Annotated in this window: 14 protein-coding genes; 4 read left to right on the top strand and 10 right to left on the bottom strand. The window is 52.3% G+C overall.

Annotation, left to right across the window (positions count from 1 at the left end):
* Positions 1 to 3 precede the first annotated feature (3 nt).
* The 4 genes from ACAW74_RS07925 to ACAW74_RS07910 form a co-directional block, all read right to left on the bottom strand.
* Positions 4 to 2310, bottom strand: a complete 2307-nt coding sequence (locus ACAW74_RS07925) for a TonB-dependent receptor (protein ID WP_370697653.1) — start codon at positions 2308 to 2310, stop codon at positions 4 to 6.
* 70 nt (positions 2311 to 2380) lie between these two features.
* Complete coding sequence (locus ACAW74_RS07920) at positions 2381 to 2860, bottom strand: hypothetical protein (protein WP_370697652.1); 480 nt, start codon at positions 2858 to 2860, stop codon at positions 2381 to 2383.
* A 139-nt stretch (positions 2861 to 2999) separates the two neighbouring features.
* Complete coding sequence (locus ACAW74_RS07915; protein ID WP_370697651.1) at positions 3000 to 4247, bottom strand: DUF3103 family protein; 1248 nt, start codon at positions 4245 to 4247, stop codon at positions 3000 to 3002.
* 197 nt (positions 4248 to 4444) lie between these two features.
* Complete coding sequence (locus ACAW74_RS07910) at positions 4445 to 5113, bottom strand: Crp/Fnr family transcriptional regulator (RefSeq protein WP_370697650.1); 669 nt, start codon at positions 5111 to 5113, stop codon at positions 4445 to 4447.
* 124 nt (positions 5114 to 5237) lie between these two features.
* On the opposite strand from ACAW74_RS07910, the gene ACAW74_RS07905 reads away from it, so the two are divergent.
* From ACAW74_RS07905 to tsaB, 3 genes are all read left to right on the top strand, one after another.
* Positions 5238 to 5711, top strand: a complete 474-nt coding sequence (locus ACAW74_RS07905; RefSeq protein ID WP_370697649.1) for a ribonuclease P protein component — start codon at positions 5238 to 5240, stop codon at positions 5709 to 5711.
* Positions 5712 to 5792: 81 nt separating this feature from the next.
* On the top strand, positions 5793 to 7445 hold the full coding sequence (locus ACAW74_RS07900) for a S41 family peptidase (RefSeq protein WP_370697648.1): 1653 nt from the start codon (positions 5793 to 5795) through the stop codon (positions 7443 to 7445).
* A 92-nt stretch (positions 7446 to 7537) separates the two neighbouring features.
* Positions 7538 to 8221 carry a tRNA (adenosine(37)-N6)-threonylcarbamoyltransferase complex dimerization subunit type 1 TsaB gene (gene tsaB, locus ACAW74_RS07895; RefSeq protein WP_370697647.1) on the top strand — a complete coding sequence of 228 codons (684 nt, stop codon included), beginning with the start codon at positions 7538 to 7540 and terminating at the stop codon, positions 8219 to 8221.
* A 61-nt stretch (positions 8222 to 8282) separates the two neighbouring features.
* Here tsaB and ACAW74_RS07890 read toward each other — a convergent pair whose 3' ends face one another.
* The 6 genes from ACAW74_RS07890 to ACAW74_RS07865 all read right to left on the bottom strand — a co-directional run bounded on the left by ACAW74_RS07890 (position 8283) and on the right by ACAW74_RS07865 (position 12773).
* On the bottom strand, positions 8283 to 8873 hold the full coding sequence (locus ACAW74_RS07890) for a gluconate 2-dehydrogenase subunit 3 family protein (protein WP_370697646.1): 591 nt from the start codon (positions 8871 to 8873) through the stop codon (positions 8283 to 8285).
* A complete protein-coding gene (locus ACAW74_RS07885) occupies positions 8870 to 10594 on the bottom strand; it encodes a GMC oxidoreductase (RefSeq protein WP_370697645.1) in 1725 nt (574 codons plus the stop codon). Before ACAW74_RS07885 ends, ACAW74_RS07890 begins: the two co-directional genes overlap by 4 nt.
* Positions 10595 to 10676: 82 nt before the next feature.
* Positions 10677 to 10889: a heavy-metal-associated domain-containing protein gene (locus ACAW74_RS07880; RefSeq protein WP_370697644.1), complete on the bottom strand. Its 213-nt coding sequence runs from the start codon at positions 10887 to 10889 to the stop codon at positions 10677 to 10679.
* On the bottom strand, positions 10886 to 11200 hold the full coding sequence (locus ACAW74_RS07875; RefSeq protein WP_370697643.1) for a DUF3817 domain-containing protein: 315 nt from the start codon (positions 11198 to 11200) through the stop codon (positions 10886 to 10888). The genes ACAW74_RS07880 and ACAW74_RS07875 overlap by 4 nt, the downstream gene beginning before the upstream one ends.
* A 125-nt stretch (positions 11201 to 11325) precedes the next feature.
* A complete protein-coding gene (locus ACAW74_RS07870; protein ID WP_370697642.1) occupies positions 11326 to 11790 on the bottom strand; it encodes a hypothetical protein in 465 nt (154 codons plus the stop codon).
* A 50-nt stretch (positions 11791 to 11840) separates the two neighbouring features.
* Positions 11841 to 12773, bottom strand: coding sequence for an AraC family transcriptional regulator (locus ACAW74_RS07865; RefSeq protein WP_370697641.1), 933 nt, complete (start codon positions 12771 to 12773; stop codon positions 11841 to 11843).
* A 142-nt stretch (positions 12774 to 12915) separates the two neighbouring features.
* Between ACAW74_RS07865 and ACAW74_RS07860 the strand changes: the two genes are divergently transcribed.
* Complete coding sequence (locus tag ACAW74_RS07860; protein WP_370697640.1) at positions 12916 to 13350, top strand: DUF2141 domain-containing protein; 435 nt, start codon at positions 12916 to 12918, stop codon at positions 13348 to 13350.
* Positions 13351 to 13374 lie beyond the last annotated feature (24 nt).

The following is a 13374-nucleotide window of genomic DNA, read 5'->3' as shown; positions in this document are numbered from 1 at the left end:
TAATTAAAATTTTAAACTATAATTAACTGAGGGTAAAATAGGAAATAGGCCTACACGAAATAGCTTCGACTCATTGCTAAATCTATCTTGACGCGTGGTATAATAGAATGGATTAATCCGATTGTACGCGTTGTAGATACTTAGCTCCCAAGTACGCACACGGCCTCGGCGCGTTGGCTTCTCAAATCGAGCCGCAACATCGAGCCTGTGGTAAGGTGTTACTCGAAAAGCAAAACGGTCGCTATATAACGTGGAGCTAACAACAGCTACGCCTGAAGGTTCAAGTGAACCAGTAGTATATCCAGCGGAAGGAGAGTTAATACCAGCCAAGTATGTGCCCAATGGCAGGGTAATAGTATTACCTGTTCCATAAACCCAATTGGCAGAAAGTGTCAGGCGTGGTCTCAGTTTATATGATAACACTATTGAAGCGTCATGGCGGCGGTCGTAGCGAGGGTAAAACTCACGGCCTCCGTTAATGGCGTTGAACTGATGGATAGTCCATGATAATGTGTAACCTACCCAACCTGTAAGCCGACCCTCTTTACGTTGTAGAAGTAGTTCGGTTCCATACGACCGACCTCTACCAACTACAATGTTGTCTTCCCAATTCGTGTTGTACGTCAATGTTGGGTCAATCGTGGCAGAAAGATCAACGGCCAGAAAAGAAGCACCATCGCGATAGCCAATTAAATTTTGCATCTCTTTATAGTATCCTTCGATTGTCAGCGTAATAGCTCGGCTTGGCAGGTCGTGCGCAACACCTGCGGTAAGCTGCCACCCCTGCTGCGGGGCAACCAGGTCAGTGGTGGGTACCCATAAGTCAGTGGGCAACCCCAAACCTGAACTTGACAGCAGGTGCATGAATTGATTCATGCGAGCGTAAGAGCCTTTAAAGGCCCAGTTTGCTATCGGCGTGAGTGCCAACGACACTCTTGGTTCAGCGTAGCTGTAAGTACGCCCCTTGACGTTGAATAGGACGGCCCGTAAGCCGATATTGGCGCGTAGCCATGATGAAGCACGTATGTCGTCTTCAATGTACAACGCCGCTTCGGTGGCTAATGTCTTAATTTGATCAAGGTTGCTGGTGTCGCGGTCGGCTGTGCGTTGTACGCGAGCATTGGGCGTGAAGCGCCGGTTTGTGACCGATGCCCCCAGTCGAATAGTATGCGCAGCATTAGGGTGCCAGTCAAGATCATATTTAGCCGTTAAATCACGGATGCCTGATGTGTAATCAAGTGATACCTGCTTACTACCAGTACCTGACTCAGTAAAGACTCGAAAGCGATAGTTACTGGCAATAAGTGCTACCGTACCGAATAGTTTTTGAGAAAGTAGCCGGTTCCATCGGAGGGTCACAGCCGTATTGCCCCAATTGATGCCCCCACCGCCCCCGCCAAACGCATCGCGGCCTATGTATCCGCTTAAATAAAATTTATCACGGGTTGTCAGATCAATGTTGGCTTTGGCATTTAGATCATAAAAGGACGGAGCGGCACCGAGTACCGGTAGCAGATCAAGAAAGGTACGACGGGCTGAAATCAGGTAAGAAGACGGCTTTTCACGAAGTAACGGTCCCTCCAGCATTACCCTTCCGGCGAGTGGGCCAATACTGGCTTCGCCACTAAACTGTTGTCGGTTTCCTTCTTTCATCTGAATATCCACTACCGACGAAATACGTCCGCCATACCGTGCCGGAAAGCCTCCCTTATATAAATCAACCCGCTTTAATGCATCGTTATTGAAGATAGAAAAGAAGCCGAACAGATGACTTACGTTATAAATGACAGCATCATCAAGCAGAAACAGGTTCTGATCTGGACCACCACCTCGAACGTACAGGCCGGTTTGTCCTTCATTGCCCTTCTGCACACCGGGTAACAGTTGCAATGCCTTCAATATGTCCTTTTCGCCCAGGAGCACGGGCATCTGACGTACCTGTTGCATCGACACTGATACTTGGCTCATCTGACTTTGTTCAGAAAGCTTTTCCTGCTGGGCTATCACAGTTATTTCACTGAGCATACGAGCTGTGGATTGTAAAGACACGTGGCGAGTCTGCGAAGCCAGTGAATCAACTCGCTCATAAACAACATCGTAGCCAACACTGCTATAAACCAGTGTCAGCGCAGTAGAAGCGGTTATGAGCGCTTTAGGGACGGTTAGTGTGTAAAACCCATAGTAGTTTGTTGTAGTGCCAACAGACTGATTTAATACTCGAACCGTAACGCTGGGCATGGCTTCGTCGCTACCCATCTCTCGTACAAAACCGCTGATCGTAACACTGGGCTGAGCTGTGGAAATCTGCATGAACACAGCTAAAAATAGCATACATAGAATCAGCCTCTTCATCAATTCAAGCAAGGAAGTTGATCAGTTCCTAATTTCGCTTCAGTGTGAAATAAGCGGTCTCGTCTAACACCTTATCAGAGCCATACAAATAGTATCTTCCCTTCATCTCCATCTGATTATTGTTATCAGAGAAAGAAATGAAGTAATTTCCATTTAAATCCAGATCGCCTCTTTTAGGCGTATACTGATTATACTGCTGATTAAGACTTAACGAAGACTGCTTCACACCGTCAATATCAAAGTTGAACGGTACTGCGCTATTATTGAACACCTGATGTTGTCCTGTGCAGTTGAGGGATTCGCCACGCTTGTACTGACAGGCATCGAACCTCATTGTGGCACCTTGCAGGGTAATAGTAGTGTCCATGCCGGGACGATTAGGGTTAGCATACCGTATTCGCTCAAGTGACCATGTTCCGGCCACACGATTGCCCAAAATCTGATCATCATTCTTGCAGGAGAAAATGATGCTTATTAAAAGCAACACTGAAAATTGAATAGATTTCATTGCACGGACTGGGTTTGGTGAAAAAAGTATGTTAATTGATAGACCTCAACTAACAAAAATGAAGTCAGTACTTCTGATCTTGTTAGTTGAGGTTTCCATTCATCAACGTATGAAGAATCAGGATGAGCTAACGGTTTAATCAGACTGTACGAAAGAAAATCCAGAAATTAGAATTTCTGCTTTGCAATTGTTTAAAATTCTGGCCGTTGTTTTGGTAAATTTGGTTATCGCCACAGCGGTATAACCATAGGTCACCAATTTCATCATCTCCCGCACCTAAATTAACTGTGATAGTAATCAGTCCTAGTTTGAGAGATGCACTGGCATCTGTTCCGCCGCTGTCCTCCTCCCAAAACTTGAAGGCAAGCTCCGAGCCGAATAGGCTCGTGTTCCAAGTTTCAATGTTATTCACATCGAAAGATTGGTATGGGCTATAACCAAACCCACTCCAAGGCCCAGGTTGCCTAAATGCATTATTCTGGCCTAGCCATATAAACCTTCTGAATTTCCGTTCGGTGTTGGTTGTAGGGTTAATACCATACGACTCAAGGCAGATTTCTGGCATTCCACGATCCCAAGTCTCGAAAGGCTCGATATTATTAACCTCCAGACGAGGAATTTGCAAAAGTGCATTGTCTTGAAAGTGGCAGGTACCGCCAGTTCCACCACCACCAGTTCCACCACCCCCGGTGCCATCATCAGGTAATTGTTCGATGTTCATCATGGCAGGTTGACCAGTTGGGCGCTTGCCCGACTTTTGCAGCGAAACAAGGTTGGCTTTCAACTTCATCTGTCCGGTGGCATCCATCCGAACACGCTCATTCAGTCCTACTACCACGACCGGCTTATCAGGTACTCCACGAGTGCTCAGCCAATGGACGTTACCTTTGCTGTCAAACGCCTTGATGTATTTCACTCTATATTCATCGTTGATGGTTGGGGAAACAGCCACTAGCGGTGTATACATGGTCGGTTGCCATTCATCGTTATGAACAGGTACAGCAACGTTCAACAAGGGCCGTTTGGCCGTGTATTCTCGCAGGGAGAAGGCGGTTGTTCGTGCGCCGCTCCGGGCCCGTTCGCTATTGGCTCTGACCAGCGTCTTTTCAAACGCTTTGTTGCCGACCTGTTGCACTAAAATGTCCTGATCACCGTCGAAAGCTCTTGCGGCTTCCGTGTGCACGAATTCCCGCATGGAAATATCCGTCATCGAGGCTGCCAATGTTTTGGCGAATTCTTCCAACACGGGGTCATACGTTTCACCCGCTGAGCCTTCTACGTACTCAGCTACTTGAGGTGTGACAGGCAAGGCCGAGTCAACCCGGTCCTGACACCCCCAAAGCATACCAAGCGGCACTAATACCGCAGCAATTAAAATTTTGCGCATCTTTGCACAGAGTTTTGGTTGAACAATCAGACTCATAAGCCCCGCCAACGCGCTCCAATGCTTGTGCGGGGCTTACTTGTTGCAAAGATTTGTTTGAAATTTTAATCAGTGATTAATCTGGGGCAATTAGCGAATTGATATAAACTAATTAATAAAGATCTGATAATAAGTATATCCTTTTAGGTAAATGTGCATCATCAATCTTTTTCTGCCCTAATTCTGCTTAGGGTCTGGGGGGTCATATTCAGAAAGGAAGCAATGTGTTTCAATGCAGCGCGTTTGTAAATAGAGGGAAAGTAATGCCGAAAATACGCCACTCGCTGCCGGGTCGTCGTCATACGCAACGCCCGTAGCTGATGCTCCATCCGTACCATGTAACGGACTATAATGTTGCGAAGCACCATGCCCAGAGCAGGGGTAATCGCCTGTAGGCGTTGAAGGTCGTTACGTGCTATCGAGAAGGCCACACCAGCTTCCAGCACTTCAATACTCTCGCGCGAAGGCTCGCCACCAAAGTAACTATGCGGTATGGCCACGTACCCCCCCTCGGCTTCAAACCAGGATGTTATCGCCGTATCCGTATCCGTATCCGTATCCGTATCCGTATCCGTATAATAGAAGCCACGAATCATGCCGCTCGCGATAAAATACAGCCTGTCGTTTTCTTCGCCTGAGGTAACAAGCAGTTGACCGGGGCGTAGCACGTGCTTTCTGAGTAGGCCACTGAGTTGGATGATCAACTCAGTGTGGTCGGCAAACTCGGGAAAAAGAGTAGCAAATTCAGTAATGGCTGATGTGGTATTGTTGGTCATATTGAATGCATTCTTCCCGTGTAGCGCGAACAGTGTGGTATGTATTAGGTGCAAATAAAATACAATCCGTTTACAAACTGAAGAGTTGCTTAGTAGACCCCTCGGTTTGATTTACTCGGGAATATCCGCCCTATTTACTCAGTGATTCAGCTCATATCCGCGTAGCTTTGTGCATTTTATGCCCAACACCTTCCCCAAAACCGAACGCCTGACGAGCAAGAAGCTCATCAACCGGCTCTTCGATCGCAGCGCTCAGACTGGCTCCGACGCGGTACAGTCGGTCTACGCGCATCCGTTTCGGGTGATGTTTGTGTTGCCCGGTCAGGCGTCTGCTGCCAACGTACCTGACCCGGCCGACGTACCGGGCCTAGAGGCTGCTGACGTAGACAAGGCGATCGCCAACGTACCCAGCCCGCCGCCGCCTCAGGTACTGTTTAGCGTACCTAAACGCGCCTTCAAAAAAGCGGTAGACCGTAACCTCGTACGGCGGCGTTGTCGCGAGGCATATCGGCTGAATAAGTGTATCTTGCAGAAGGCCGCTGTCTCTCCCGTCGCGATTACGTTTCTGTATACCGCCAAGGTCAAAATTTCGTTTGACGAGATAGATAAAGGCATGAAATTGGCACTCAAAAGAATGAATAGTGTACGATGAACAATGCACAATGAGCTTGCCCTGTCAAGGCGTCGTTCGTTATTCATCGTACATTATTCATCGTACATTGTTCATTACGTTATGCGGCTCCGTAAAAAACTTATACTTGGCACCTCGGCCCTGCTCGTTGCGGGTGGGCTGACGGCCTTCACCCGCGATGATCGCTTCTTCGAAATCGCGCGGAACCTCGACATCTACGCCACCATGTTCAAAGAACTGAACATGTACTACGTAGACGAAGTAAACCCCAACCGGATGGTGAAAACGAGCATCGACGCGATGCTGAAATCGCTTGATCCGTACACCAACTTCTACGCCGAAGACGACATCGAAGATTACATGACCATGACCACGGGCCGCTACAACGGCATCGGGGCCGTGATCGGCGATCGACAGGGGCGCAACGTGGTGATGATGCTGTATGAAGGAACGCCGGCCGAAAAGTCGGGTTTACAGATCGGCGATGAGATTCTGAAAATCGACGGCGTCGATATCAAGGCCCGCCAGGATGCCGATCCGGGTAAGCTGCTGCGTGGCCAGACAGGTACGTCGGTGAAGCTGACGGTGAAACGGTACGGCCAGAAAGCCCCCGTCGACCTACAGGTGCAACGCGACGTGGTGAAGGTGACCAACGTACCCTACTACGGTATGCTCAACGATGAGGTTGGCTATATCGACCTGAAAGATTTCATGGCTGCTGCCGGGCGTGAGGTGAAGGCTGCTTATCAGGAGTTGAAAGGAAAGGGCATGAAGAAACTCGTGCTCGACGTACGCGAAAACCCCGGCGGGCTGCTCGATCAGGCCATCGATATCTCGAACGTCTTCATCCCGAAAGGATCGGAGGTGGTGACGACCAAAGGCAAAGTGACCGAGTGGAATAAGTCGTACTCAGCGATGGCTCCTGCCCTCGACACCGATATGCCCATCGTGGTACTGACTAATAACCACTCAGCGTCGGCGGCTGAGATTGTGTCGGGTGTGATCCAGGATTATGACCGGGGTGTGCTGATTGGGCAACGTACCTACGGCAAAGGCCTCGTGCAAACGACCCGCCCGCTCTCGTTCGGCACGCGTATGAAGATCACGACGGCTAAATACTACATCCCTAGTGGCCGGTGCATTCAGGCCATCGATTACAGCCACCGCAACGCCGACGGCAGCGTGGGCAAAATTGCCGATTCGCTCCGTACAGCGTTCAAAACCCGTGCGGGTCGGGTGGTGTATGATGGGGGTGGGGTAACGCCCGATATCCAGACGGAGGCCCAGACGCCGACGCCCATTGCCCAGAGCCTGACCAGCAAGGGACATATTTTCGATTACGCCGTCAAATACAAGAGCGAACACCCGACGATCAAACCAGCGCGCGAGTTCCGCCTTACCGACGCCGAGTATCAGGAGTTTGTAAAGTGGGTGTCTGACAAAGAATACGACTACACCACGCAGGTCGAGAAAGACCTGGGTGTGCTGGAAGCGTCGGCTAAAAAAGAAAAGTATTTCGACCAGATTCAGGATCAGTTGAAGGCGCTGAAATCAAAAATGTCGCACAGCAAAGATGCTGACATGAAGACCTTCCAGACCGAAATCCGGACGCTGCTGGAAGAGGAAATTGCCAGCCACTACTACCTGCAAAAAGGCCTGAAAGAGGCGTCATTTTCGACCGATCCCGATATCAAAGCCGCCCTTGACCTGTTCAAAGACATGAACCGGTACAACGGAATTTTGAAAAAGAAATAGAGAAGAGAAAGGCGAAAAGGGACTGATGACGCCAGCGTAGTTGCTCTGGCGTCATCAGTCCCTTTTCGCCTTTCTCTTTACTTTACCCGTTTATGCTTCTTTCTCTCGATACATCCACCACTGTATGCTCCGCCGCCTTGCATACCCTGACGGGCGACTTACTAGGCTGTTACGAACTGTTTACCGAACGCACGGCGTCATCGCGCCTGACTACTTTATTGCACGATGTCGTCGCGCATGCCGGCTATGCCCTAACCGACGTGTCGGCGATTGCGGTGGCGAAAGGCCCCGGTTCCTACACCGGACTTCGTATTGGGGTCTCAACGGCCAAAGGCCTTTGCTTCGCGCTCGATAAACCGCTGATTGGTATCAACACACTGGCGGCCATGACCGAGCAGATTCGGCCGTTTTATGATACAGGTACGTTACTCTGCCCTATGATCGACGCCCGGCGAATGGAAGTCTACTGCGCTATTTATGATCAACAGGGCCAAGAGGTTAAGCCTACCTCGGCGACTATCCTGGACGAACAATCATTTGCCGATTGGCTAGCCCAACAGCCGGTTGTGTTTTTCGGCGATGGATCCGCCAAGGCTCGCCCCGTTCTGACGCACCCTAACGCGCTCTTCCCGGCTGCGCAGGTACGTCCCTCGGCCCGCACGGTAGGTACGTTAGCTGCTCAGGCATATACCGCCGGGCAGTTTGAGGATTTGGTTGCATTCGAACCCTACTATCTCAAAGAGTTTATGACCACAAAGCCGAAAGCGGTGCTGTGATCTTCTGCCTGCATTCTGTCATACCAACCAGGAAGCCAGAATGCAGGCAGAGAAAAAAATACTACTCGTTCCAGGCGTTCTGGCCGTTTAGGGGCATACAGGCAATGTACTCGCCGGGGACGGGGTCGTAGGCCAATACCTCTTTGCCGATCTTCTCGCTGGTATAATAGCCCAGTAGCGTCAAGCTTTTGAGGCGCCGGAAAAAGGCCGGTGGGCCCGACGGTTTCAGCGTAATCCCCCAAAGTGACGGCGGAAACGGTTCGGCCTCTTTATCGAGGGTTAGCAAGAAAGCCTCGCGCTGAGCGGGCGTACAGTCGACAAACGAGTTGCCGTATTCCGATTCGCAGCGGTCATCAAGTGCCTCCAGACTGGCGATAAAGTCTTTCTGATCTTCCTCAGCGAGCAGGTCGTGCAGCATCTTATCGACAAACTGCGGCACGCCCAATTCTTTCGCGCCCGGCGTGCTGGTCTTGGGTAAAATCGTCTCGGTGATTTCGGCGACGGTGTTCCCCTGTTCGTTGGTCAGGAAAACGGGTTTCCAATTCAGGTTGACCGTTTTCTGGCAGGCGATGAAGGTTTCGGTCAGGGCTGTAGCCGAAACGGCGTAGCCCATAAATAGAGCCGAGGTTTTGAGTGCGTTGCGGCGGTTCATAGGTCGTTACGGTTTTTGGCTTTCGTGGCGAAATCAACAGCGCGGGCCGTCAGGGCCATGTAGGTAATCGACGGATTCACGCACGACGACGAGGTCATACACGCCCCATCAGTCACGAATACGTTCGGGACGCTGTGAAGCTGATTATTCCCGTTCACAACCGACGTTTTAGGGTCGCGGCCCATCCGCGCTGTGCCCATCTCGTGGACGCCCACACCAATGCCACCCGAATAATCGAAGGTGGTGATGTCTTTGAAACCGGCCGCGTCGAGCATCTCGGCGGCATCGGCCATAATCTGTTTACGCATCGCCAGCTCGTTTTGCTTGAATTCGGCGTCGAACACCAGCATGGGCAACCCCCACTGATCTTTTTTGTCGGGGTGCAGGGTCACTTTGTTGTCGTGATAGGGGAGCACCTCGCCGAAGCCCATGAGGCCCATGCCCCAGCCGCCCGGCTTAAACAGTGACTCTTTAAACGCCGCCCCAACGCCCGGTGTATTGACGCCCCCGCCCCAGTTGCCGCGGCCGGCTCCGGCGCCCTGATAGTCGTAGCCCCGCAGGAAATTCGGGTTCTTCGATTTCTCGTCGATGTTAACGTATTTGGGAATGAACAGCCCGGCGGGTTTACGGCCTTTGTAATACTGATCCTCGAAGCCATCGTAGCTGCCCATGGCACCCACATGGTAGTGGTGATCCATGATATTATGCCCCAGCTCGCCGCTGTCGTTGCCCATGCCGTTAGGAAACCGCTTCGACGTTGAGTTCAGCAAGATCTGCGTAGTGGCCACTGTAGAGGCGCAGCAGAAAATGAGGTTGGCGAAAAACTCGGTCATCTCCTTCGACTCGGCATCGACCACGCGCACGCCCGTGGCCCGGCCTGTAGCTTCGTCGTAAATAATCGAGTGCACCACCGAATGCGGCCGGATAGCGAAGTTGTTGGTGCGGTTGGCGGCGGGCAGCGTGGCGGCGTTACTGCTGAAATAAGCGCCGTAGGGGCAGCCCCGGCCGCAGCGGTTCCGGTTCTGGCATTTTCCCCGCCCCAGTTCGAGATGCCAGGGCTGTGGGTCGGTCAGGTGGGCGACGCGGCCCGGCGTTACGTAGCGGTTGCCGTACGTTTTCTTCATCGCCTGCCGGAAGTGCGACTCCAGACAATTAAGCGGAATCGGCGGCAGAAACTCGCCGTCGGGCAGGTGATCGAGGCCCAGTTTTTCGCCGCTGATGCCCACAAACTTCTCCACGTAGCTGTACCAGGGGGCCAGGTCGGCGTAGCGGATGGGCCAGTCGACGGCGATTCCCTCGCGGGCGTTGGCCGTAAAATCGAGGTCGCTCCAGCGGTAGCAGTGTTTCCCCCAGGTCAGGGAGCGCCCGCCTACGTGGTTGCCCCGAATCCAGTCGAACCGCTTGGTTTCGATGTACGGGTCGTTGAGATCGTTGGTAAAAAAATGCTTGTTGCTCTCGCCGACGAAGCCACTGCGCGTCTGCACGTGATAGGCTTTCTGATCGTCTTGGTTGAGGGCGCCGCGGTGCTCAAACTCCCAGTGGTCTTTCATGGCCGTGGGGTAATCCTCCACGTGATTGACCATCCGGCCTTTTTCCAGCACCAGCGTTTTGAGCCCTTTTTCGCACAATTCTTTCGCTGCCCAGCCGCCGCTCATGCCTGAGCCGATGACGATGGCATCGTAGCGGTGTGTCTTATTAATGGTCGTGTTTAGGTTAGCCATATGATGTTAAGGTGAGCCGGAATCTGGTAAAGATAACGTACCTCCCAATCTCATCTGATAGCCAACTTGCACGTACGTTTGCTTACTGCAATTCCTCGCAGAGAAAGCCCGCCTGCCCAACGGCCTGAACGATGACCTGTGCCGGAACAGTAGCCGTTTCAACCCGCAAAACCCGGTCGCAATCGTCGAGATCGGCCGTCCAGCGGATGGTGTTTCCGAACGTACCCAGCGCCCGTCCAACCGTTTGTGTGCAGCCGGCGCAGACCATATTCGTTTTAAAAACCAACACATTCATGGCTCCTGAGTCTGTTCGCGCAGTTTTCGGAAAATCACATGGTCGGCGTAGAACGTACCCCCGGGTACGAACGAAGCAATCAAGGCCAGCAGTGTCTTGCCCAAGGGCCAGCGGTACTCGGTTTTGGCCTGAATAACGGTGAGCGCATACCAGACAAACAGCAGCCCGTGAATGGGCCCAACCGCCTGCACAACCCCCGGTTGCTGATAGAGGTGTTTCATCGGTACGCCCACAAGAAACAGCACCAGCAACGACGTACCTTCAAGCATACTGGCCACCCGCAAGCGGAGTTTAGGTGAGGTGAAAAACATGGGGTTTAGCGTTTAACGTTTGATGTTTAACGTTTAATATTTGATGATTTAGTTGGTTGATAAACAGTTGGTTAGATGGTTGAGCGAACATCAAACGTTAAACGCCAAACACGAAACGCAGCTAGTTACCAACGTACCCAGGGCCGGGCTGCCAGTGGTGAAAACGGCCAGGGGATCGCGGCCAGTATCAGCACAAGGCCTATGGTGAAATACAGGGCGGTGGTTCCGAACTGCTGCCGGGCCTCGGTCTGGCGCTTGGCTTTACTCGACCCGATCGTTATCAACACCACGGCGGTGAGCATCAGGCTAATATGAATAAGGGCGAAAAATGGAAATGCCGCCGCCTCGCTGAACGATGGTTTTTCGCGCCAGTAATAGCGGATGATCGGGCTGACGGCGTAGAGGTAAAAACCAACCAGCAACTGGGTGTGGGCAACAGACGTAGCCACGACCCGAATGGTTTGGTCTAACTTGGTGTATAAGCGGCGGTTGATCAGCCCCGAAAAAGCGCTCACCAACGTACCCAGCAAGCTAAACAGCACCAGCCAGCGCAGGGCATTGTGGAGTATTAAAGCAATTTGATACAGCATTTGACAGGCAGTTTCTGCCCGCAAAGGTCACGTCTGTATGTTGGTTGGCGTTAGGCCATACCCGGCAGAAATTGGTCTCTGTCAATCATTTTTCGGAAAGCGGCTGGGCTGGTTTGTGCGTAACGCCGGAACAGCTTGCCAAAAGCTGACTGATCGGCAAAGCCCAGTTCGGCGGCAATCTGCCCAACCGTCAGCGCCGATTGGTAAAGCAGCACTTTGGCTTCCAGCACCCGCCGCCCATCGATCCAGACCGAGGGTGACTGCCGGGTACGTGCCTTTACTACTTTGTTCAGGTGGTTAGGACTCACGTTGAGGCTGTCGGCATACTCGCTCACCCGCACTCGCCGGTTGTCGGGGGCATTGAGCAAATCCATGAAGCCCTGCACCAGCCGGTCGCCCGCATCGGTTTGAGTGGGCAACGTACCGGCATACGCCCGGTTTATTTCGGCCATCAGCACCTGCAAATACGGCCCGATCAGATCGTTGCGGCTGGCACCTGATTCGTAGTACTCGACGGCCAGGCGGCCAAGTAGCGCGTCGATGAACCCGGTTTGGGCATCTGTTAGTGAAATCAGTGGTTGGCCCGTTAGCTTCAGAAAATCATAAGGGAGTTTGTGAGTGGCGTTAGCTAGCCTGTCGCGATCTACAAAGCACATGTAACCCGCTGCCGTCTCGCTAATGGCTGGTATCGAGAAAATCTGCATCGCCGGAACAACGGCCAACTGCTGCGGCTGCATCGTGTAGGCCTGATGCCCTACTGTCAGGTCCAGGGTGCCGTCGGTAAGCAGAAAGAAGGCGTGGTTGCTCGTGCGCGCCGCCGGCACGGGCAGCTTGATCACAGGCCGGGCAAAGGCAAGCGACGCAATGATAAACTGGTCGAAATCGGGCCGGAACCGCTGCTCCCATTGGTCATCACGAACCAGAAAACGGTCCCGGGCGATGCGGGGACTGACGGGCGGAAAAAGATCATCGGTCGGACTCATCGAGGCGGCAGCTGAATCAGAATGGCTAAAGATACGCGCCACCCTGTGCCGTTTGTCCCAAAAGCGTGCTGTTCACCCCTGCCTGTCGGCCATGTAGCAAGCGAGCAATAGGTTTGAACCAGAAACCAAACCGCGCTCTTCTATGAAAACGCTGCTATACACCATCGCCCTGCTGATCGCCGCCCTGTTTGTACATCGCCCCCTGCTGGCTCAGAATAGTACCTACAAGCTGACGATCAATATTCCGAACATCAGTCAGCGAACGGGCACGATGCACGTCGGACTGATTATGAAACCCGAAAATTTCATGGGAAAATCAGATCTGGATACGGCGGTAGCGGTGCCTGCCGAAGGGCCGCTGACGATCGTGATTCCCAACCTGAAGGCGGGTCAATACGCCATTCAGCTCTATCAGGATCTGAACAACAACAAGGTGATGGACCGGGCGGGGATGATGCCCACCGAACCCTTCGGCTTCTCCAACATTGCCATGCTGATGGGCCCGCCTTCGTTTGATCAGGCCGCTTTCGAGGTAAAAGAAGATACGGAAATCCGCGTACGACTGATGGGACGATAGGTACGTTTGTAGCTTATTAAGCAG

The organism is Fibrella musci (assembly GCF_041321105.1).
Taxonomy (GTDB): Bacteria; Bacteroidota; Bacteroidia; order Cytophagales; family Spirosomataceae; genus Fibrella; species Fibrella musci.
This window is presented reverse-complemented; position numbering and strand designations above follow the sequence as displayed.

Bases quoted from the DNA above. Each gene is read 5' to 3' on its own strand.
- ACAW74_RS07925 (WP_370697653.1), bottom strand. From the start codon at position 2,310: ATGCAGATTTCCACAGCTCAGCCCAGTGTTACGATCAGCGGTTTTGTA.
- ACAW74_RS07920 (WP_370697652.1), bottom strand. From the start codon at position 2,860: ATGAAATCTATTCAATTTTCAGTGTTGCTTTTAATAAGCATCATTTTC.
- ACAW74_RS07915 (WP_370697651.1), bottom strand. From the start codon at position 4,247: ATGCGCAAAATTTTAATTGCTGCGGTATTAGTGCCGCTTGGTATGCTT.
- ACAW74_RS07905 (WP_370697649.1), top strand. From the start codon at position 5,238: ATGCCCAACACCTTCCCCAAAACCGAACGCCTGACGAGCAAGAAGCTC.
- ACAW74_RS07900 (WP_370697648.1), top strand. From the start codon at position 5,793: ATGCGGCTCCGTAAAAAACTTATACTTGGCACCTCGGCCCTGCTCGTT.
- tsaB (WP_370697647.1), top strand. From the start codon at position 7,538: ATGCTTCTTTCTCTCGATACATCCACCACTGTATGCTCCGCCGCCTTG.
- ACAW74_RS07890 (WP_370697646.1), bottom strand. From the start codon at position 8,873: ATGAACCGCCGCAACGCACTCAAAACCTCGGCTCTATTTATGGGCTAC.
- ACAW74_RS07885 (WP_370697645.1), bottom strand. From the start codon at position 10,594: ATGGCTAACCTAAACACGACCATTAATAAGACACACCGCTACGATGCC.
- ACAW74_RS07880 (WP_370697644.1), bottom strand. From the start codon at position 10,889: ATGAATGTGTTGGTTTTTAAAACGAATATGGTCTGCGCCGGCTGCACA.
- ACAW74_RS07875 (WP_370697643.1), bottom strand. From the start codon at position 11,200: ATGTTTTTCACCTCACCTAAACTCCGCTTGCGGGTGGCCAGTATGCTT.
- ACAW74_RS07870 (WP_370697642.1), bottom strand. From the start codon at position 11,790: ATGCTGTATCAAATTGCTTTAATACTCCACAATGCCCTGCGCTGGCTG.
- ACAW74_RS07865 (WP_370697641.1), bottom strand. From the start codon at position 12,773: ATGAGTCCGACCGATGATCTTTTTCCGCCCGTCAGTCCCCGCATCGCC.
- ACAW74_RS07860 (WP_370697640.1), top strand. From the start codon at position 12,916: ATGAAAACGCTGCTATACACCATCGCCCTGCTGATCGCCGCCCTGTTT.